Origin of the sequence: Sphaerisporangium corydalis, from assembly GCF_025506355.1 — a bacterium.
Lineage (GTDB): Bacteria > Actinomycetota > Actinomycetes > Streptosporangiales > Streptosporangiaceae > Sphaerisporangium > Sphaerisporangium corydalis.
The window spans coordinates 17109-37344 of sequence record NZ_JANZYP010000046.1; the positions used below are offsets into that span (position 1 = coordinate 17109).

Consider the following 20236-nt stretch of genomic DNA (forward strand, 5'->3'; position numbering starts at 1 on the left):
TGGGCGCGGGGTGCTCCGGGAGTTTAGCCAGAGCATAATCGGGTGATCACTGGAAATACAGGGGAATATTCCAAGGGGGCGATATGTCTTATATCCGGAGAGCTCGCGTCGTGTGCATGGGAATCATGCTGGTGGGCACGGCGACGGCGGTCGGGACGTTGGGCTCGAACGTCCTGCCCGCTCAGGCCGACACCGACGCGGACACCACGATCGCGAACGTCGACGTGAGCTCGTCGATCACGCTGACGAACCTGACCCCGTCGTTCACGCTGACCGGCGCGCCCGGGTCGGTGCCGACGACCGGGGCGACTCCGGTGACCATGACCGTGACCACCAACAACTTCGCGGGCTACAACGTCACGGTCGTGCCCGCGACCGCGAACCTCGTCGGCGCCATACCGGGGAACACCGACGTCATCCCGTCGAACGACCTGGAGGTCAACGGCCCGGCCCAGGGGGCCGCCTATGTGCACCTGATATTCGGCACCCCGATCGTCGTGGCCACCAAGGCCTCGGCGTCGGAGCCGGACGGCGACACGATCACCAACAATTACCGGATCACCGTCCCGTTCGTCCGCCCGGACATCTACACCGGCACTCTGAACTACGTCGCCACCACTTTGTAGCCGGGGGCGGAAAAGGTGTTTTGGCGGCGGGCCGTCGACTCGCCAGGACGATATGCGGCGCTTCGGCCCGGGGCCGGGGGAAAATGGTTCCGTCGGCTCTGCCGTCCGCCCGGGTTCTCCATCGGACGCGGGTCGAAAGGGGCATGAATTCAGCACTTCAGGGGGTACAGAGATATGACCTCGCGCGCCACCCGGGTCCGTGAAGGCGCCGCGCGCGGTTTTCGCGCGCCGGCCCGCCGTCTCGGTGCCGCGGCGGTCGTCTCGCTCGTCGTGATGCCCTCCGGGACGGTCGCGGCGTGGGCCGCCGTGCCCTCCCCGGCCGCCACGGAACGGGCGTACGCGCTGCGCATCGGCATCGACGACGGGCACAGCAGCGTCCGGCAGGGTGACCGGCTCACCTACACCACCAAGGTCAGCAACACCGGCAGCGCCGGCTCGCCCCCACTAGTGCTCACGCAGACCCTGACGCCCGGCCTGAAACTCCTGTCCTCAACACCCAAGGGCAAGGTCTTCCCGGACCGGATCGCCTGGAACAGGACACTGGCCGCCGGGAAGACCGACCAGTTCAGCGTCACCGTCGAGGTCGGACGGCTGCCCGCCAAACTGGAGCGGCTGGCGGCCGTGGCGTGCGCCTCGGCCAGGAGCGACAAACGGCCCATCGTCTGCGCCAGCCACCTGGACCGCCTGCCGGGCTCCTCGCCGGAGACGCTCCAGGGCCCGATACCCGGTCTGGTCTCCGGCCGTGGCCTGTGGTTCGCGGTCGCCGGAGCGGCGGCGGTGCTGACGGCGTCGCTGGGACTGGCCGTCAGAAGACGCAGGACGCGCCCCCGGACCTGACGCTGGGACCGTGTCAGGTCCGGAGTACGAGGTCCGGACGCGCGTCAGGTTTCGGACCCCCTGTCCGGGGTCCGCGTCAGGGCTCGTCGGCGAACTTCACCGTCACCTTCGTGAACCCGAGTGACTTGAGCATGCCCTCAAGCATGATCTTGGTGTTCTGGTTGGCGCGGTTGAGCAGGTCGCTGGACCGCGCGGCCTCGGAGATCTTCTTCTCGGCCAGGACGTAGAGCTCCTGCTGGTTCTCGGGCGAACTGGACAGCATGCCCTGGACCCGGTCCAGGATGCCGCGCTCCTGGGCGTAGACGTAGGACTTGCTGTTGTCGAGGTTGGTCTTCTCCAGTTGCGCGCGGGGCAGCCGCACGGTGACCTCGGTGCGGTCGGCGGAGACGGTGAGCGCGTCCTTGCCCATCGCCGAGAAGTCGACGTAGGCGTCCACGCTCCCCGCGCCCACGAACAGCGTGCGCGAGCCCTTGATGGCGTCCGGGAGGAACGCGGCGTCCTTCTCCAGGTCCACGATGACCTGGAAGTTGCCGCTCGCGGACTGGAACCGGCTCATGTTCTGGATCGACTGGAGGAGGACCGGCTGGCTGCGGTCGATCGTCGATTCGCCGAACGGGTTGAGGTACGACCAGGTCAGCCTGGCGCCGACGACGAGAAGGACGAGCACGGTGATGGCGCCCGCGAGAAAGCGCCAGCCGCGTCGTGACCGGCGCTCGGCCGGTTCCGCTGCCACCGCTGTCTGGGGGGTCGACGTCTGACGGTTCACGGCAGTTTCCTTCCCGAGATGGACCCCTTCTCACATCATGTCCGGGAAGATGATGGTCCGTGCGCCGCCCCTGTCAGCCGGGTGGGGCGGGCATGGTGGGGTAGGGCGAGCCGGGGACGGGGGATTGGACCTGGTAGGCGGTGGCCGCCCCCCGGCCCGGCGGGGACGCCACCGGACGGACGCTCCCGTACATCATGGGGCGTGGCACGACCTGGTTCGCCACCCCGCCGAAATGACCCGTCTTCAGGCCGCACGTGGCGAAGTCGGTGTAGAACATGCGCAGCCAGTCGCGACGCTGGCTCTCGGTCAGCCCGGAGAACCACGTGGCCGCCGCCTGCTGCCCGGCCACCGGGCCGCTGGGCAGCGGATCCCCCCGCAGCCAGGCGGTGACGATGGCGCGGTAGCCGCCCGCGGGGCCGTCCCCGCACGGGCGGGCCAGCCTCTCCACGAACTCCGCCGCCGCCCGCTCGGCGTACCCGGGCGTGAGGTCGTCGACGTGGATCGGCACCACGCCGGGAGCGGGCACCGAGGCGTCCTCGCGCGGGCGCTGCTCGACCCGGGAGAACGCGGCGGGCGTGCCGGTCAGCCGGGCGGCGAGCGTGGTGAACGTGGCGCCGAGGTCGGTCAGCCCGCTGCGCATCCCCGGATGGACGCAGACCGTGATCGGCCACTCCTGGCAGGAGTAGACCATCGGCTCGGTGGCGGCGACGGCCTGCGGCTCGCCCAGCAGCCGGGCCATGCCCGTGCCCGCCGCGAGGACCGCCACCATCGCCCCGGCGAGCACGAGCGCGCGCCGGGTGACCACCGCCGTCCAGGTGAGGAACAGCGCGGCGGTGACGCCGACCAGCCAGAGCGTCTGGTTGGCGAACGCCACCGGGCGCAGGCCCTCGAACGGGTCGTACGGCTCCGAGGTGCTGGGCGCCAGCCGGGCGGCCCACAGCGAGCCGCCGGCCAGGGACGTGAACAGGCCGTACGCGCCGAGACCCGCCAGGACGGGCGTGACCGCCCAGGGCAGCATCCAGCCCGTGATCCACCCCGACACCGCATAGAGCGCGAGCCCGGCCGCCCCCACGGCCAGGCCGGTGGGCGCCAGATGGCCCGCCTGCTCGGTCAGGACGGCCTTGATCGCGAGCATGGTCACCGTGGCGCCGAACGCGCCCACGACGACCGCGAGGACCGCCAGCGGCGCCCTCAGCACCCGCCAGCCGCCCAGCACCCGGCCCCGCAGGGCGCGGCGTTTTCGCACGGCCACCCACGCGGCGAACGCCGCCGCCACCGGGCCGGTCAGCCGGAGCGATCCGATGACCGCGACGACGATGTTCTCCCATGCGGCGATACCTGGGACAAGGACGCTCCAAGCGGCGAGCAGGCCCAGCGCGAGCAGTATTCCTACCGCCACCAGCGCGCTGTGCTTCAGCTCCTCGCGTGAAACGCCCCTTTGCTCAAGCACGGTCCCGCGTGGACCGGAGATCCGGCCACGCCGCCCGTGCCACTGCACTGCTGCTGTTCATTCAGGACCCCCCGTGCCTGGATGAGCGGCGCTCAAGGCTCTGGGTGCCGGCCCCTTGGCACCCGTGCCCGATCCAACCGCCACGCCGTACGTCCACGGGATCGCGTGAGCGCGCCTCGCGTCGCACGGCGCGGCTTTCCCCGTGCTTTGGACCGGGCTTTGCCGCGCCTCACCTCTTGACATGCACACCATAACGGAGCGTGATGTTTGCCGTCCCGCTTCTTGGGGAACCTGTGAGACTTGGTCACCCTGGGTCAGCCACCGGGGCAGGCGCTAGCGTAGCGGTGTGTCCATCGGTGTACCCAAACCGCTCAACCTGCCGTTCGATCCCATCGAGCGCGCCGCCGAAACCTGGCGTGTCCACTTCGGGCCGTCGTCCGCGATGGCGGCCGTCACATCGATCATGAGAGCGCACCAGATCCTCCTGGGGCAACTGGACACGCTGCTCAGGCCGCATGACTTGACGTTCGCGCGATATGAGGCGCTCGTCCTGCTGACCTTCAGCAGGACCGGCTCCCTTCCGCTGTCGCGGATCGGCGAGCGGCTCATGGTCCATCCCACCAGCGTGACCAACACCGTCGACCGCCTGGAGCGCGCGGGGCTCGTCCGCCGCGCGCGCAACCCCAAGGACGGGCGCGGCGTCCTCGCCGAGATCAGCGACAAGGGCCGCGAGGCCGTGGAGCGGGCGACCGCCGATCTCATGGGCGCCGGCTTCTGCATGACGATGTACGGCGAGACCGACCTGTCGGAGATGTTCGGCCTGCTGCGCACGATCAGGGTGGCCGCCGGCGACTTCGAGGGCGGCGAGGGGCCCGGAACGCCGGAAGGGGGCCCGCCCGGTACGGACGAGCCCCCTGGCCGGGACTGATCGAGGTCAGTGGCGCACGGCGCGCAGGGCGTCGACGATGCCCTTGCCGTAGAAGCCGTTCGACCCCGTGGTGCCCTCGCACACGTGGGTCGCGGTGACCGTGTTACCCGCGGGCAGGTGGCGGGTGTAGGTGTAGGCGGGCGGGCTCGGGCACGCCGTCTTGGTGGCCGTGCCCTTCAGGATGGCCTCGACGACGCCGGGGTCCAGCGTCTTGCCGCCGGTGCGCCCGTCGCGGCGGCCGTACTCGCTGACGATCAGCGCCGCGACGCCCACCGCGCGGGGCGAGGCCATCGAGGTGCCCTGCAGGTACTGGTAGTACGCGCAGGTCGCGCCGGCGCAGTCCTTCACGACGTAGTTCACCGTCGGGTCGCCGTTGACGTCGATCTCGCCGTTCGCGACGGCGAGGGACTTGGGATAGGCCGCCAGCGTGGCCCTGGTGATGTCGCGGACGTTGTCCGGGTTGTCGTAGGTGTCGCCGCCGGGCGAGGCGACGTCCACATAGCCGTTGCCGTAGTCGGAGTAGTACGCCTTGCGCTTGCTGATGCCGGTCGAGGAGACCGAGATGACGTGCTCGCCCTCGCTGGGCATGGAGACGCAGCTCGGCGGGATGGTGCGCGCGTGGGGTTTCTCGCCGGGCTCGCTGGCGAAGTCGGGGCTGGAGGCGTCGGCGAGCTCCTTGGTGTAGTCGGTGCCGCCGTTGCCCGCGGCCGACACCAGCGTGACGCCGTGGCGGTGGGCGTAGTTCAGGGCGCGCTGGGTGGCCCGGATGACCGTCGCCTGCTCCAGCCGGTCGGCCGGCGAGTCCGCCGGGTTGTCGGTGCAGTTGAACAGCCACGGGTCGATGTAGTAGCTCATGTTGACGACGTCGACGCCGATGTCGCCCGCGTAGGTGAGCGCGTCCACGGTGGGCTGGAGGAAGAAGTAGCCGGAGTCCTGGCCCGCGCGCAGGTTGACCAGCGTGACCTTGGGCGCCACGCCGGAGATCCCGAGCTTGTTGATCGGGGAGGCGATCGAGGAGGCCACGTGGGTGCCGTGCCCGTCCTCGTCCACGTTGTTCGGGTCCTGGCAGGACTGGTCCGGCTCCTCCTCGCAGGGGCCGTCGATCGGGTCGCCGTTGGCGTCGGCGGGGATGTCGACGGTGAAGTTGCGGCTCAGCGACCGGTTGAAGTTCGGCGCGATGTCAGGGTGGGAGCCGTCGATGCCGGTGTCCAGGACGCCGACCAGGACCCCCGGGTCGCCCTTCTCGTACTTGTGCGCCTCCTCGGCGTGGATCTGCTTCATGTCCCACTGGAGTTCCGAGAGGGGCTCGGCCTTGGTGCTCCGGCCGTGCCGGAGCGCCCCGCTCTCACGGCCCTCCCGCTCCACGGCCCGTGACCGCCCGGACTGGGAGCCGAGCGCCGACCGCGCGGCGGACTTCGGGACGCCGCCGATCACCCGGTCGTGGGAGACGCCGTCGATGACCGCGCTGGCGGAGATCGCCGAGGCGAAGCCGGGGTCGGCGGTGGTCACCGTGGCCAGCCCGACCGCCGTGTTCACCTTCACGACGCTGCCGCCCGCCGCCTCGATCGCCTTCTGCGCATCCGAGGCCGAAGCGCCTTCCTTGTAGAGGACGACGTACTGGTTGGTTCCCGAGGGCCCGGCCGTGGCCGGCCCGGCCTGCGCGGGAAGCGCCACGGCCGCCGTGATGACGGCCGCCGCGGCGGAGACGACGATGAAGCGTTTCACACCCACCTCCAGTGAGCTGAAGACATTCCGAGCCCATCGTTCGGGATAACCGCTCCCCATGACGGTTCCGTGCGAATTCGCGATGAAGGCGTGACATACCAAGGCCGGCCCCGGTGTCACCCGGTCACGACCATGAGCACGTCCGGGATGCGGCAGGATTGGACTATGAGCCCAGCGGACTTCACTCGACCGGCATCGTTGCAGGGGGCTGTCGACCTCGGCGCGCGTAAGCAGGCACTGGAAGCGCAGGCCCGTCGTGAGGCGGCCGCCGCGCAGCCCGCCTCAGGAGGCGCCCCGGGCACGCCCGGCGGTGCGGTGATCATCGACGTCACCGACGAGACCTTCGCCACCGACGTGATCGAGCGCTCCATGCGCACCCCGGTGGTCCTCGACCTGTGGGCCACGTGGTGCGAGCCGTGCAAGCAGCTCAGCCCGATCCTGGAGAAGCTCGCCGCCGAGGCGGCGGGGCGGTGGGTGCTCGCCAAGGTCGACGTGGACGCCAGCCCCCAGATCAGCGGCGCGCTCCAGGTGCAGAGCATCCCGACCGTGCTGGCCGTCTTCCAGGGCCAGGCGGTGACCGGCTTCCAGGGGGCGCTCCCCGAGGCGCAGGTGCGGCAGTGGCTCGACCAGCTCCTCCAGGCGCTCGCCCAGTACCTCCCGCCCCCCGGCGAGGCCCCGGTGGAGGACCCCGCCGCCCAGGAGCAGGACCTGCCGGCCGCCGACCCCGACCTGCTCGCGGCCGAGCAGGCCATCGACGACGGCGACCTCGACGCGGCGGCCGCCGCCTACGAGCGGCTGCTGGCCAGGGCCCCGGCCGACCAGGACGCCAAGATCGGCCTCGCCGGGGTGGGGCTCGTGCGCCGCACCCAGGACCTGGACCCCGGCGCCGTGCTCCGCGCCGCCGCCGAGGACCCCGCCGACATCGGCGCGCAGATACAGGCCGCCGACGTGGAGATGCTCGGGGGCCAGGTCGACGAGGCGTTCGACCGGCTGGTCGCGCTCGTGCGCCGCACCTCAGGCGACGACCGCGACCGCGCCAGGCGCCACCTCCTCGACCTGTTCGACGCCCTGCCCGCCGGGGACGCCTCGGTCGCCAAGGCCCGCAGAGGGCTCGCCAGCGCCCTGTTCTGACCCGACCGCCCCTCCCGTCCCACGACGCTCCCGCGCCCCACGGGCCGCGGGAGCGCCACCGGCCACCGTGGCCCACCCCTAGAAGGGCCCCAGGTGTGATCCTTCGCCGCCGGACGGCGGAAGCTCACGGCCGGGTCTGGCACGATGGGTATCCCGAACGAGCAGGCGAGCCGGATGCGCGACAGCGAGCACCCGAGCGAGCGCGACCATGACCACCCGCAAAGGAGCGGATCGACGTGGCCACCGTGCCGAGCGTGTCGTACTCGATCACCGTCCGTCTTGAGGTGCCGGCGGGCGGCAAGGCCGTCAGCCAGCTGACCCACGCCGTGGAGAACGCCGGCGGCGTCGTGACCGCCCTCGACGTGACCAACGCCGGTCACGAGAAGCTGCGCATCGACGTCACCTGCGCCGCCAGGGACACCGACCACGCCCAGATCATCGTCGACAGCCTCGAGTCCGTCGAGGGCGTCGTCCTGCACAAGGTCAGCGACCGCACCTTCCTGATGCACCTCGGCGGCAAGATCGAGATGCAGTCCAAGGTCCCGCTGCGCAACCGCGACGAACTGTCGATGGCCTACACCCCGGGGGTGGCGCGGGTCTCGCTGGCCATCGCGCGCAACCCCGAGGACGCCCGCCGCCTGACGATCAAGCGCAACACCGTCGCGGTGGTCACCGACGGGTCGGCCGTGCTCGGCCTCGGCAACATCGGCCCGGCGGCGGCGCTGCCGGTCATGGAGGGCAAGGCCGCCCTGTTCAAGCGGTTCGCCGGCATCGACGCCTGGCCGCTCTGCCTGGACACCCAGGACGTCGACACCATCGTGGAGGTCGTCCGCTGCATCGCCCCCGGGTTCGGCGGCATCAACCTGGAGGACATCTCGGCGCCGCGCTGCTTCGAGATCGAGCGTCGGCTGCGCGAGCTGCTGGACATCCCGGTCTTCCACGACGACCAGCACGGCACGGCCATCTGCGTCCTCGCGGCGCTGACCAACGCGCTGCGCGTCGTCGGCAAGGCCCTGCCCGACGTGCGGATCGCCATGGCCGGGGCCGGCGCGGCCGGCACCGCCGTGCTGCGCCTGCTGCGCGCGGCCGGGGCGCGCAACGTGGTCGTGTGCGACTACCTCGGCGCGGTGCACAAGGGCCGTGACGACCTCGACGAGTCGCTGCGGTGGATCGCCGAGAACACCAACGCCGACGGGTACGTCGGCGACCTGCGCGGCGCGGTGAAGGGCGCCGACGTGTTCATCGGCGTCTCGGCCCCCGGCATCCTCACCAAGGACGACATCGCCACCATGGCCGAGTCGGCCGTGGTCTTCGCGCTGGCCAACCCCGAGCCCGAGGTGTCGCCCGACGACGCCAGGGAGCACGCCGCGGTGGTCGCCACCGGCCGGTCGGACTACCCGAACCAGATCAACAACGTGCTGGCCTTCCCCGGCGTCTTCCGCGGCCTGCTGGACGCGCAGTCGCGCATGGTCACCGAGTCCATGCTGCTGGCCGCCGCCAACGCCCTGGCGAACGTCGTGTCCGAGGAGGAGCTCGGCCCGAACTACATCGTCCCCAGCGTCTTCCACCCCGACGTCGCCACCGCGGTCGCCGCGGCCGTGCGCGAGTCGGCGGGCGGCAAGGTCCGCGGCCTGACCGAGGCCTAGGACCCACGTCCGGGGCGCGGGGCGGCGCACAGGGCTGTCCGGGCGCGGGACCGCGCCCAGGGCTCCGGGAAGGCCTCGGCTACGGTGCCGGGTAGCGGCGCCGGCCGTAGGGGGAGCGCGGGCGCAAGAGGGGCTCGGCGGGGGTGCGGCGCGGCCAGATCAGCGCGACCCACCACAGCATGCCGCCGAAGACCATCAGCCCCACGGCGGTCGCCACCTTGCCCCACAGGTCGGCGGGCGGCCCGGTGTAGGGCAGATGGCGGATCGACCGGTACTCCATGTGGGTCACCGGATGCCGGTGCAGCAGCGGGTTGTACCGATGGGACAGCAGGCCCTCGCTCCGCCCCTCGCCGCCCCGCTCGTCGTCGCTCTCGCTGTAGACCGACTCGCGGTACTCGCCGTAGGACTCCTCCTCGGGCCGGCACCGCGACCACACCTGGTACCTGCCGGTGCCCTGGCCGGCGAGGGTGACCGCGATGCGCTCGGTCGCCCGGGGCTCGACGTGCACCGGGATGGTGCGCTCGACGCCCGGCCACAGCACGCCGTTCCTGACGAGCGTGTCGCCGCGGCGGACGGAGTACTCGACGGTGCCGTGGTCGCGCGGCGCGGTCATCACGACGTTGGCGTCCCCGGACGGGCACTCGACGCGGGACACGGCCACGTCCACGCGCCCGTCGCGGTCGTCCCGGTCGTCCCGGGAGTCCCGGAGCCCCCGGGAGCCGTACAGGTCGCGGTCCAGGTCGCGCTCGTCGTCGCCGTCGCGCCCGTGCGCGCCGGTGAGGGCGTGGGAGTGGTGGGAGGCGCGTTCGGCCCCGCCGAGGCCGGCGGCGTGCGATCCGCGGCTCGCGGGGACGGCGACGGCGGCGCCCACGGCCATGAGCGCCACAAGGAGCAGGCGGGTCACCCGGGCACTCCCTTCTCTCCACGACTTTCCGCACGGCGCGGTTTCGGCAAACTGATCCCCCAGTGGGCGATCTCTGCAACGGAGAGTTCCCGCTCGATCGCCATGAGTAACATATGGCGAGGTGAAAGCCCTCTCTGCCCAGGGTCAGGCGCGCGTTCGGGGCATCACACGTCATGATGGATGCATGGCGGAGGCGATCTACGTCGGCGGGCTGCTGGTGGCGACGCCACTGCTGGACGACCCGAATTTCCGGCGCGGCGTCGTGTTGATCCTTGAACACGACGAGGACGGGGGGACCCTCGGCGTCATGCTCAACCGGCCGAGCGAGGTCACCGTGACCCAGGTGCTGCCCTCATGGGACGCGCTGGTGACCGGGCCTCCTGTGCTGTTCGAGGGAGGGCCCGTGCAGACCGACAGCGCGCTGGCCCTGGCCTCGGTGCCGAGCGGGGAGGAGCCCCTCGGGTGGCGCAGGCTCCACGCGGGCAGCTCCGCGGTCTCCAAGCTCGGCACGGTGGACCTGGACGCGCCGCCGGAGATCCTGGCCGGTGAGATCACGCAGATGCGCATCTTCGCGGGGTACGCCGGCTGGACGGCGGGCCAGCTCGAGGCCGAGATCCGCGAGGGTTCGTGGTACGTGGTGGAGGCCGAGCCCGGCGACACCTTCGACTCGCTGCCGACGAACCTGTGGCGGTCGGTGCTGCGCCGTCAGCCCGGCGAGCTGGCCTTCGTCGCGACCTGCCCGGACGACCCCAAGCTCAACTGACCCCACCCGGGGGTCAGCGCCGCCTCGGCGAGGTTCAGCAGGTCGGTCACGTTGCCGACCAGGCCGACGAGCTGGCAGTCGCGCTCGGCGGCGCACTCGAAGCCGACGCGCAGCGCCGATGTGATCAACGCCACGAGCAGGCGGGGGCGCGGGTCGGCCGCGGGATCGGTGCCCTGGCGCCTGGCCAGCTCGGCGGTGAGCTTCTTCTCGGTCTCGGCCATGCGGGCGAAGCCGGTCGCCAGCAGCGCGGGGTTGGCGTCGATCACCCGCCGGTGCTTGAGGAAACGCTCGGTGTCGTCGGCCGCGTTGGCCTCCATCTGGTGGATGAACTCGCGGAACGCCGTGGCGAGGGCGGCCAGGGGCGCCTCGCCGGCCGGGCGGGCGGCGAGGGCGGTGGTGACGAGCTCCTCGTACTCGACGGTGAAGTCGAGGGCGAGGTCCTCCTTGCTGCCGAAGTACCGGAAGAACGTGCGGGGTGAGACGTCCACCGCGGCGGCGATCTGGTCGACGGTGGTCGCTTCGTACCCCTGGACCAGGAAGAGGTCGAAGGCCGCGTCGATCAGAGCCAACCGGGTCTGATGCTTCTTGCGCTCGCGAAGACCCATGCCAGACACCTCCTCGAAACCTTCACTTCACATTCTGCCATAAGTCACCATCTGTCGTATAAAAGAGTTTGTCATCTGTCATGGACTGACATAAATTACCCGCAGGCTGACCATTCATCGAATCGGGGGGACCCACTCATGGCACAAGCGCTGGCCGCGCCGCCCGCCGCGCCGGAGCGACGCGGGCACGGCCATCCTTGGCTCACACTGCTCGCCGTCGCGCTCGGCGTGATCATGGTAATGCTCGACGGCACCGTCGTCGCCATCGCCAACCCGGTGATCGGCAAGGACCTGGGGGCCTCGCTCTCGGACCTTCAGTGGATCACCAGCGGCTACCTGCTCGCCCTGGCCGTCTTCCTGATCACCGCCGGCAAACTCGGCGACCTGTTCGGGCACAAGCGGGTCTTCCTCGTCGGCATCGCGGGCTTCGCGCTCACCTCGCTCGCCATCGGCCTCACCTCCTCGATCGGCGTGCTGATCGCCCTGCGGGTGCTCCAGGGCCTGTTCGGCGCGCTGCTCCAGCCCGCGGCCCTCGCGCTGCTGCGCGCCGCCTTCCCGGCCGAGCGGCTCAACATGGCGATCGGCATCTGGGGCGCGGCGATCGGCCTGTCGAGCGCCGCCGGCCCGATCGTCGGCGGCGTGCTGGTGGAGAACGTGAGCTGGCAGTCGGTCTTCTTCATCAACGTGCCCGTCGGCGTGGTCGCGCTGATCGTCGGGCTCTGGGTGATCAAGGAGAGCAGGGCCGAGTCCCTGTCGAGGATCGACGCACCCGGCGTGCTGCTGCTGTCCGGCGCGATGTTCTGCCTGGTGTGGGCGATCATCAAGGCCCCGGGCTACGGCTGGGGCGACACCAGGACCATCGCGTTCTTCGCGGGCGCCCTCGTCCTCGGGGTCGCGTTCGTCCTGTGGCAGCGCAGGGCGGCCGAGCCGCTGCTGCCCCTCAGCCTGTTCCACAACGCGTCGGTCTCCATCGGCACCGCGCTCATGGTGCTGATGGCCTTCTCGATGTTCGGCGCCATGTTCTTCCTCACCTTCTACTTCCAGGGCGTGCACGGCCTGTCCCCGCTGGAGTCGGGCATGCGCATGCTCCCGATGAGCGCCGGCATGATCGTCGCCTCGCCGCTGGCCGGCTTCGCGCTCAGCAAGTTCGGCCCCCGGGTGCCGATCGCCCTCGGCATGATCATCACCGCGGCCTCGATGTTCCTGCTCTCCCGCCTCGGGCTGGAGGCCTCCTACTTCGACACCGCCATCCCGTTCGTGCTACTCGCCTTCGGCCTGTCGCCGGTCATGGTGGGCGCCACGGAGGTCATCGTCGGCAACTCGCCCGAGGAGCTGAGCGGCGTCGCCGGAGGCATGCAGCAGTCGGCCATGCAGGTGGGCGGCTCGCTCGGCACCGCCGTGCTCGGCGCGCTGATCACCGCCAAGGTGGCCGACGTCCTGCCCGGCAACCTCGCCGCGGTCAAGCTGCCCTCCACCCCCGCCCAGATCGACGCGATGAAGAACGCCGTCGCGCTCGGCGTCGCGCCCGTGCCGCCCGGGGCCCCCAAGCCGGTGGCCGACGCGCTCACCCAGGCCGCGCACCTCTCCTTCCTTGAGGGCATGCACTTCGGCTTCGGCGTGGCCGTCGCGGTGGCCGTGCTCGCGGCGATCCTCGCGCTGTTCGTCAAGGCGGGCCGCAAGACCGACGCCGCGGCCGTGCACGTGGGCTGACGACCCCTCTCTACCGGTACGGCCCGCGCGCCCGCGCGGGCCGTACGCCGTCGTGCGGCCTCCTCGCCGGCCCGCGCGGGCCGATTGGGAGGTTCGTCCGCCTGAGCGGCCCTGGGCGCACGTAGACTCGGGTGTTGTGAGCACGAAGATCCTTCCCGAGAGCGAAGTGCGGCCGAACCTCTCCCACGGTGACGATGGAGATCACGAGCGGTTCTCGCACTACGCCGACAAGAACAAGATCACCGAGAGCATGGTCTCCGGTACTCCCATCCGGGCCCTCTGCGGCAAGATCTGGGTCCCCAGCCGCGACCCCAAGAAGTACCCGGTGTGCCCCGAGTGCAAAGAGATCTACGAGGGCCTGCCGATGGGCGGCCAACCCGGCGGCGGCAAGTGAGTGTTGCTCCCGCCTGATCGGCGCCGCTGGAGCTAGCGTCAGCACTTCGACCTGCGAAAACGGGGGAGTGCATGGTGCGGCGCGCGGTGGCCGTGGGTTTGGTGTGCCTGTTGGCGTCCGGAGGTGTGCCCGGCCCGGCCCGCGCCGCGGTCGCGCGCACCTGTCCCGACGCGCGGGCGCCCGGGGCCGGGGCGCGGCCCGCCGAGCCGGGCACGCCCGACGCCCGTGAGTCCGCCCTCATGCTCGCCGACATGCGCCGGCGGCTCCGCGCCTCGCACGCCCGGGTCCGCGCGACGGACCTGATCGTGGTGCCGCTGTGGATCCACGTCATCACCGACACGCGCATGGGCGCCCCCGACATCGCGCTCGGCCCGCAGGTCGAGGCGCTCAACGCCGCGTACGGCGGGCGGCTGGGCGGGGCGGACACCCGCGTCCGGTTCGCCCTGCGCGGGGTGACGCACACCGACAACGCGACCTGGTTCCGCGCGCCCCTCGCCAACGAGGCGCCGATGAAGGAGGCGCTGCACCGAGGCGGCGCTGAGACGCTGAACCTCTACGTGGCGCAGCTCGGCGAGCTGGTGCTCGGGTACTCCACCTACCCTCACTGGTACCGCGGCCGGCCCGCCCTGGACGGCGTGGTGATCGACTGGCGCAGCCTGCCCGGCGGCTCGCTGCGCGACTTCTCCAGGGGGTACACCGGCGTCCACGAGATCGGCCACTGGCTCGGACTGCTGCACACCTTCGAGAACGGTTGCGCCCCGCCGGGGGACTCGGTCGACGACACCCCGCCCGAGGCCGTCCCCACGCAGGGCTGCCCGGCGCGCAAGGACTCCTGCCCGGAGCCCGGCGACGACCCGTCGCACAACTTCATGGACTACGCGCACGACCGCTGCATGTCCGAGTTCACCGCCGGGCAGGCCACCCGCATGCACGAGATGTGGGCCGCCTACCGCCTCTCACCCGTCTGACCGTCCCTCTCCCGCCCGAGGCGCCCGCCGTCACTCGCGCCACACCGGTCACACCCGTCACACCGCGCGGCCGCGCGCCGGGATCCGGTGGCCCCAGGTGATGCTTTTCCGGGCGACATGCACGGTGTTCGTTGACGGATGGGCGTCCCGGGTGCCGATACTCAGTGCACCGGGAGGAGGCGCGGTGGACGAGCACTGGACCGAGCGACGGCCGTACGGCGACCACACGTGGCCCGCGCCGCAGGAGGAGGGCCTGCCGCCGTCCGCGAGGCTGTACGGGGCGCCCGCGCCGCCATCGAGGGTCAGGATGCCCTCGTGGCTCAGGAGGGCGCTGGTCCTCGTCGTGGGGCTCGCCGCAGGGGTCGCGGTGGTCGCCGGGGCCGTCGCCCTGGTCATGTCCCGCCTCAACGCCCCCGGGCCCCCCGTGGACGTCGTGGACACCGCGGCCGGCGTGAGCTACCCGGTGCCCGAGGGATGGCGGCGCGGAACGGTCCCGCCGGTCACCGGCTTCACCTCCGTCGCCGGCGCCGACGGGGCCGCGCTGGTCATGTCCCGGCCGGGGGAGTCGGTCGACGTCTCCGGGCCGAGGGCCGCCGCGATCGACCTCGCCGACCTTTACTCCCGGCTGCTCCTGCACGGCGACACCGTCGACGTGGTGGACGATCGCACGGTGAGCGCGGGCGGGTTCACCGGTCATTCACGGGCGCTGCGGGCGAGCTACACCGACGTGGTCAACCAGCCGTCCTATCTGCGCGTGACGCTTCTCACCAAGGACGGCAGGACCGTGGTCCTCCTCGGCATGGCGCAGCCCGACGACCCGAGGCGGCGCGCCGAGATCGACGCCGTGCTCAAGGGCGTGAGATAGCGGTGACACCCGTGCTCAACGGGGGTGGGACAGGCCTGCGACCGGCCCGGGGACCCCGCCAGGGGCGGCCGGGCGGCGCCGCCGTGGACGCCCGTAGCACGAACGGCCGGGTATGGCGAGAATCCCCGGGCCCGGCACGTCTTGTCGGTGGCCCCCACTATGGTGGCTTCACTGTGAGGGAGCGAAACAAGCGCGACGACAAGATCATAAATCGGGGCGAAGGCCCGGTGGCCCGGAGAGGCCATCTGACCAGGAGGTCGGCGTGAGCTCGTCTGCCGCATCCCATCTGTCACCCGCCTATCCCGACCGCGCCGCGTGGGGCACCGCCCCGAAACTGCGCGCGTGGCAGCAGGAGGCCCTCGACCTCTACTTCCGGCGCGAGCCCCGTGACTTCCTCACGGTGGCGACCCCCGGCGCGGGCAAGACGACGTACGCGCTGCGCATCGCGAGCGAGCTGCTGAGCCGCGGCGTCGTGCGCGCCGTGACGATCGTCACCCCCACCGAGCACCTCAAGCGGCAGTGGGCCGACGCCGCCGGCCGGGTGGGCATCGCCATCGACCCCGAGTTCACGAACAGCCAGGGCAAGCCCTCCCCCGACTACACCGGCGTCGCGGTGACCTACGCCCAGGTGGCGATGCACCCCGCGCTCCACCGCAACCGCACCGAGGACCACCGCACGCTGGTCATCTTCGACGAGATCCACCACGCGGGCGACGCCAAGTCCTGGGGCGACGGCATCAGCGAGGCCTTCGAGCCCGCCACGCGGCGGCTGGGCCTCACCGGCACCCCGTTCCGCTCCGACACCAGCCCGATCCCGTTCGTCACCTACGCCGAGGACGGCGAGGGCGTCCGGCGCAGCATGTCCGACTACTCCTACGGGTACGGGCCCGCGCTCGCCGACGGGGTGGTCCGCCCGGTCATCTTCCTGGCCTACGCCGGCGCGATGCGCTGGCGCACCCGCGCCGGCGACGAGATCACCGCCACGCTCGGCACGCCGCTGACCAAGGACCAGCTCGGCCAGGCCTGGCGCGCCGCCCTCGACCCGAAGGGCGACTGGATCCGCCAGGTCCTGATCGCCGCCGACAAACGGCTCACCGAAGTGCGCAGGGGCGTCCCCGACGCCGGCGCCATGGTGATCGCGACCGACCACGAGACGGCCCGCGCGTACGCCAAGCACCTCCGGGCGATCACCGGCCAGGGCGCCACGGTCGTGCTGTCCGACGACCCCGGCGCCTCCGACAAGATCAAGTCGTTCGGCGCCTCGGAGCAGCGCTGGCTGGTCGCGGTGCGCATGGTGTCGGAAGGCGTGGACATCCCGCGCCTGGCCGTCGGCGTCTACGCGACCAGCGTCTCCACCCCGCTGTTCTTCGCCCAGGCGGTGGGGCGTTTCGTCCGCGCGCGCAGGCGGGGGGAGACCGCCTCGGTGTTCCTGCCCTCGGTGCCCACCCTCATGGGCCTGGCCGGCGAGATGGAGACCGAGCGCGACCACGTCCTCGACCGCAAGCTCCCCGAGGAGGGCCTCGACGACTTCCTGGTCGAGGAGGCCCAGCAGAAGAAGGACAATCCCGACGTCCTCGGTGACGAACTGCCGTTCGAGACCGTCGAGGCGTCCGCCACCTTCGACCGGGTGCTGTTCGACGGCGGCGAGTTCGGCACGGCCGCCGAGACCGGCTCGGCCGAGGAGGAGGACTTCCTCGGCCTGCCCGGCCTGCTGGAGCCCGACCAGGTGGCGGTGCTGCTGCGCAAGCACCAGGCCGACCAGCAGGCCGCCAGGCGCCGCAAGGCGGCCGATCCCCGCCCCGAGCCGGTCCTTGCCCCCCACGAGGTGATGGGCGCCCTGCGCAAGGAGCTGAACGGCCTCGTGGGCGCCTGGAACCACCGCACCGGCCAGCCGCACGGCGTCATCCACGCCGAGCTCCGCCGCGCCTGCGGGGGCCCCGCCATCGCCCAGGCGTCCGCCGACCAGATCCGGCAGCGCATCGGCCAGATCCGCAAGTGGGCCGCCCAGCGCACCCGCTGAGCGCCGGCCGTTCTGAAACGCCCGCGCCCAGTGTTCCCGCTGGGCGCGTTCTGAAAGCGGCCCGCCCGGCGTTGGGCGGGCCGGCCGTCAGGCCGTTCTGACGATGGGGGTGCCGACCAGCTCGACGCCGGCCGAGCCCAGCTCGGTGAGCGCCGTCGCGGTCGTGGCCTCGGCCACCCCCGCCGTCAGGTCGAGCAGCACGCGCGTCGCGAAGCCGTTCGCGGCGGCGTCCAGCGCGGTGGCCCGCACACAGTGGTCGATGGCGATGCCGACCACGTCCACCCGCTCGACCCCGCGCGAGCGCAGCCACTCCGCCAGGCCGGTGCCGTCGCCGCTCGCGCCCTCGAAGCCGCTGTAGGCGGCGCTGTGCCGGCCCTTGCTGAAGATCTCCTCGACGGCCGAGGTGTCGAGCGCCGGGTGGAAACCGGCCCCGTCGGTGCCGACCACGCAGTGCGGCGGCCAGCTGTGCACGTAGTCGGGCCGGTCGGCGAAGTGGGCACCGGGGTCCACGTGGTAGTCGCGGGTGGCGACCACGTGGTCGTACCCGCCGGACGCGGCGCGCGGGCCGATGGCCGCGGCCACCTCCGCGCCGCCGCCGACCGCGAGGCTGCCGCCCTCGCAGAAGTCGTTCTGCACGTCAACGATGACAAGAGTGGTCTTCATCGGGCTCACCTCGCCGATCAGGGGTGGTCAGGGCCGGGGGAGAAGGGTCAGAGGCCGGGAAGGGCCCGGGGGAGAGGGGTCAGGAGAAGACGGTCGGGATCGCCGGGTCGCCCTGGGAGAGCTGGTGGGCCGAGGAGGGGAGCTCCGCCATCGAGGCGCGGTGCCGTTCCCGCGCGGCCGCCAGTGGCTCGCGCCCGACGATCTCGCCGCCCCGCACCAGCTCGCGCAGCAGCGTCCGCGCGCCCTCGGGAGCGGCCTCCCCGGGCACGGTGGTGACCAGCTCGGCGGTGGCGACGCCGTCCTCGACGGCGCGGAACGCGGCCTTCTGGCCGCCCTTGCTCGGCTTGCCGACCGACTTCTTGGCCACCGGCGCGAGGACGCCGTCGCCCTCGTCCCGCGCGACGAGCTTGTAGACCATGGCCGCCGTCGGCGCCCCCGATCCGGTGGCGACCGAGGTGCCCACCCCGTACCCGTCGACCGGGGCCGAGGCCAGGGCGGCGATGGCGAACTCGTCCAGGTCGCTGGTGACCACGATGCGCGTGCCGGTGGCGCCGAGCGAGTCGAGCATCCGCCGCACCTCGTGGGCGGCCACGTCCAGGTCGCCGGAGTCGATGCGCACCGCCCCGAGCGCGGGACCGGCCAGCTCGACGGCGGTGCGCACGGCCTTGGCCACGTCGTAGGTGTCGACCAGCAGGGTGGTGCCGGGCCCGAGGGAGTCGATCTGCGCCTGGAAGGCCTCGTACTCCGAGCCGTGCAGCAGCGTGAAGGCGTGCGCGCTGGTCCCGGCGGTGGGCACGCCGTACCTGCTGCCGGCCATGAGGTTGGAGGTGGAGGAGAAGCCCGCGAGGTAGGCGGCCCGCGCGGAGGCGACCGCCGCCTGCTCGTGGGTGCGCCGCGAGCCCATCTCGATGATCGGGCGCGACCCGGCGGCGTGCACCATGCGGGAGGCCGCCATGGCGATCGCCGAGTCGTGGTTGAGTATGGAGAGGATCACGGTCTCCAGGAGCACGGCCTCGGCGAAGGCGCCCCGCACGACCATGATCGGAGAGCCGGGGAAGTAGCATTCGCCCTCGCGGTAGCCGAGCACGTCGCCCGAGAAGCGGTAGGACGCGAGGAAGTCCAGCGTCCGCTCGTTCACCACCTGGTGCCCGCGCAGGAACGCCAGTTCGGCGTCACCGAAGCGGAAGTCCTCGATCGCGTCCAGCACCCGCCCGGTGCCCGCGACAACCCCGTACCTGCGCCCGGCGGGAAGGTGGCGGGCGAAGACCTCGAAGACCGCGCTCCGGCCGGCCGCGCCGCTCTCCAGCGCCGCCTGCAGCATCGTCAGCTCATAGTGATCGGTAAGCAACGCGCTGCTCATGGGCATTGTCACAAGTCGAAGACTACGACCGGCGTAGGGCAGGATGGGAATGTGGGTAGTACCGCTCCAGCCGAAGTCGAACGTCCCGCATCAGACGTCCGCCCCGACCTTCCATGGCTGACGCTCGTCTGGAACGACCCGGTGAATCTCATGTCATACGTGACCTACGTGCTGCAGACCGTCTTCGGCTATCCCAAGGCGAAGGCCGAGAAGCTCATGCTCGACGTGCACCACAAGGGCAGGGCCGTGGTGTCCAGTGGCACGCGTGAGGAGATGGAACGCGACGTGCAGATCCTTCACTCCTACGGGCTGTGGGCGACCGTCCAGCGGGACTCCGCGTGAGCACGGGCTTCAGCTCCGCGGGCCGTGGCGGGGCGAGCATTCTGCTGGACGCGGGGGAGGCCTCGATCCTCCGCTCGCTGGTCGAGCAGGTGCTCGGCCTGGTCGAGCCCGGCGAGACCGGTGACGACCCCCTGCAGAAGGCGCTCGGCATCGGCTCGGCCGAGGTGCCGTCCGACCCCGTGCTCGCCCGCCTGTTCCCCTCCGCGTACGCCGACGACGACAAGGCCTCGGCGGAGTTCCGCCGCTACACCGAGGCCACCCTTCGCGAGGGCAAGCGCGCCGACGCCGAGACGCTGCTGGAGACCGCCGAGCAAGGAAAGGTCGAGCTCACCGCCGAGCAGGCGCAGTCGTGGCTGCGGGCGCTCAACGACGTCCGGCTGGCGCTGGGCGTGCGCCTTGAGGTCACCGAGGAGATCCACGAGGAACTGGCCGACATGGCCGAGAACGACCCGCGCTACCCGGCGTACGTCACCTACGACTGGCTCACCTACCTCCAGGACACGCTGGTCCGGGCGCTTTGGTAGCTTCCAGGC

The 20236-nt window shown here is 71.7% G+C and carries 20 protein-coding genes; 13 read left to right on the plus strand and 7 right to left on the minus strand.

Annotated elements, in window-relative coordinates; genetic code table 11:
- Positions 1-116: 116 nt before the first annotated feature.
- Together NYZ98_RS27220 and NYZ98_RS27225 are read left to right on the plus strand one after the other, a co-directional pair.
- Positions 117-626, plus strand: coding sequence for a hypothetical protein (locus NYZ98_RS27220; protein ID WP_262846391.1), 510 nt, complete (start codon positions 117-119; stop codon positions 624-626).
- A 174-nt stretch (positions 627-800) separates the two neighbouring features.
- Positions 801-1463, plus strand: a complete 663-nt coding sequence (locus NYZ98_RS27225; protein ID WP_262846392.1) for a DUF11 domain-containing protein — start codon at positions 801-803, stop codon at positions 1461-1463.
- 76 nt (positions 1464-1539) lie between these two features.
- Here NYZ98_RS27225 and NYZ98_RS27230 read toward each other — a convergent pair whose 3' ends face one another.
- The gene (locus NYZ98_RS27230) at positions 1540-2229 is read right to left on the minus strand and encodes a DUF4230 domain-containing protein (RefSeq protein WP_262846393.1); all 690 of its coding nucleotides are present in this window, start codon (positions 2227-2229) and stop codon (positions 1540-1542) included.
- A gap of 73 nt (positions 2230-2302) precedes the next feature.
- On the minus strand, positions 2303-3679 hold the full coding sequence (locus NYZ98_RS27235; RefSeq protein ID WP_262846394.1) for a hypothetical protein: 1377 nt from the start codon (positions 3677-3679) through the stop codon (positions 2303-2305).
- Between the two features lie 352 nt (positions 3680-4031).
- Between NYZ98_RS27235 and NYZ98_RS27240 the strand changes: the two genes are divergently transcribed.
- The gene (locus tag NYZ98_RS27240) at positions 4032-4607 is read left to right on the plus strand and encodes a MarR family winged helix-turn-helix transcriptional regulator (protein WP_262846458.1); all 576 of its coding nucleotides are present in this window, start codon (positions 4032-4034) and stop codon (positions 4605-4607) included.
- 6 nt (positions 4608-4613) lie between these two features.
- Here NYZ98_RS27240 and NYZ98_RS27245 read toward each other — a convergent pair whose 3' ends face one another.
- Positions 4614-6332, minus strand: coding sequence for a S8 family serine peptidase (locus tag NYZ98_RS27245; RefSeq protein ID WP_262846396.1), 1719 nt, complete (start codon positions 6330-6332; stop codon positions 4614-4616).
- A gap of 165 nt (positions 6333-6497) precedes the next feature.
- On the opposite strand from NYZ98_RS27245, the gene NYZ98_RS27250 reads away from it, so the two are divergent.
- Both NYZ98_RS27250 and NYZ98_RS27255 read left to right on the plus strand, forming a co-directional pair.
- On the plus strand, positions 6498-7463 hold the full coding sequence (locus NYZ98_RS27250; RefSeq protein ID WP_262846398.1) for a tetratricopeptide repeat protein: 966 nt from the start codon (positions 6498-6500) through the stop codon (positions 7461-7463).
- A 236-nt stretch (positions 7464-7699) separates the two neighbouring features.
- Complete coding sequence (locus NYZ98_RS27255) at positions 7700-9109, plus strand: NAD-dependent malic enzyme (RefSeq protein ID WP_262846399.1); 1410 nt, start codon at positions 7700-7702, stop codon at positions 9107-9109.
- A gap of 79 nt (positions 9110-9188) precedes the next feature.
- On the opposite strand, the gene NYZ98_RS27260 is transcribed toward NYZ98_RS27255, so the two are convergent.
- Positions 9189-10013, minus strand: coding sequence for a hypothetical protein (locus NYZ98_RS27260; RefSeq protein WP_262846400.1), 825 nt, complete (start codon positions 10011-10013; stop codon positions 9189-9191).
- A 184-nt stretch (positions 10014-10197) separates the two neighbouring features.
- Here NYZ98_RS27260 and NYZ98_RS27265 point away from each other — a divergent pair, with 184 nt between their 5' ends.
- The gene (locus tag NYZ98_RS27265) at positions 10198-10776 is read left to right on the plus strand and encodes a YqgE/AlgH family protein (RefSeq protein WP_262846401.1); all 579 of its coding nucleotides are present in this window, start codon (positions 10198-10200) and stop codon (positions 10774-10776) included.
- On the opposite strand, the gene NYZ98_RS27270 is transcribed toward NYZ98_RS27265, so the two are convergent.
- Entirely contained in the window at positions 10719-11381 is a 663-nt protein-coding gene (locus tag NYZ98_RS27270) for a TetR/AcrR family transcriptional regulator (protein WP_262846402.1), read from the minus strand. The two genes, NYZ98_RS27265 and NYZ98_RS27270, sit on opposite strands and share 58 nt — an antisense overlap.
- 138 nt (positions 11382-11519) lie before the next feature.
- Here NYZ98_RS27270 and NYZ98_RS27275 point away from each other — a divergent pair, with 138 nt between their 5' ends.
- The 5 genes from NYZ98_RS27275 (at position 11520) to NYZ98_RS27295 (ending at position 17338) form a co-directional block, all read left to right on the plus strand.
- On the plus strand, positions 11520-13091 hold the full coding sequence (locus tag NYZ98_RS27275; RefSeq protein ID WP_262846403.1) for a DHA2 family efflux MFS transporter permease subunit: 1572 nt from the start codon (positions 11520-11522) through the stop codon (positions 13089-13091).
- 136 nt (positions 13092-13227) lie between these two features.
- A complete protein-coding gene (locus NYZ98_RS27280; RefSeq protein ID WP_262846404.1) occupies positions 13228-13485 on the plus strand; it encodes a DUF3039 domain-containing protein in 258 nt (85 codons plus the stop codon).
- Positions 13486-13586: 101 nt separating this feature from the next.
- On the plus strand, positions 13587-14453 hold the full coding sequence (locus tag NYZ98_RS27285; RefSeq protein ID WP_262846459.1) for a zinc metalloprotease: 867 nt from the start codon (positions 13587-13589) through the stop codon (positions 14451-14453).
- A 184-nt stretch (positions 14454-14637) separates the two neighbouring features.
- Positions 14638-15318 carry a hypothetical protein gene (locus NYZ98_RS27290; protein ID WP_262846405.1) on the plus strand — a complete coding sequence of 227 codons (681 nt, stop codon included), beginning with the start codon at positions 14638-14640 and terminating at the stop codon, positions 15316-15318.
- Positions 15319-15580: 262 nt separating this feature from the next.
- Positions 15581-17338 carry a DEAD/DEAH box helicase gene (locus NYZ98_RS27295; RefSeq protein ID WP_262846406.1) on the plus strand — a complete coding sequence of 586 codons (1758 nt, stop codon included), beginning with the start codon at positions 15581-15583 and terminating at the stop codon, positions 17336-17338.
- 87 nt (positions 17339-17425) lie between these two features.
- Here NYZ98_RS27295 and NYZ98_RS27300 read toward each other — a convergent pair whose 3' ends face one another.
- Positions 17426-18001 carry an isochorismatase family protein gene (locus tag NYZ98_RS27300; RefSeq protein ID WP_262846407.1) on the minus strand — a complete coding sequence of 192 codons (576 nt, stop codon included), beginning with the start codon at positions 17999-18001 and terminating at the stop codon, positions 17426-17428.
- 79 nt (positions 18002-18080) lie between these two features.
- A complete protein-coding gene (locus NYZ98_RS27305; protein WP_262846408.1) occupies positions 18081-19367 on the minus strand; it encodes a nicotinate phosphoribosyltransferase in 1287 nt (428 codons plus the stop codon).
- A 45-nt stretch (positions 19368-19412) separates the two neighbouring features.
- On the opposite strand from NYZ98_RS27305, the gene clpS reads away from it, so the two are divergent.
- Positions 19413-19703 carry an ATP-dependent Clp protease adapter ClpS gene (gene clpS / locus NYZ98_RS27310; RefSeq protein ID WP_262846409.1) on the plus strand — a complete coding sequence of 97 codons (291 nt, stop codon included), beginning with the start codon at positions 19413-19415 and terminating at the stop codon, positions 19701-19703.
- Positions 19700-20227 carry a DUF2017 domain-containing protein gene (locus NYZ98_RS27315; protein ID WP_262846410.1) on the plus strand — a complete coding sequence of 176 codons (528 nt, stop codon included), beginning with the start codon at positions 19700-19702 and terminating at the stop codon, positions 20225-20227. The genes clpS and NYZ98_RS27315 overlap by 4 nt, the downstream gene beginning before the upstream one ends.
- The last annotated feature ends 9 nt before the right edge of the window (positions 20228-20236 follow it).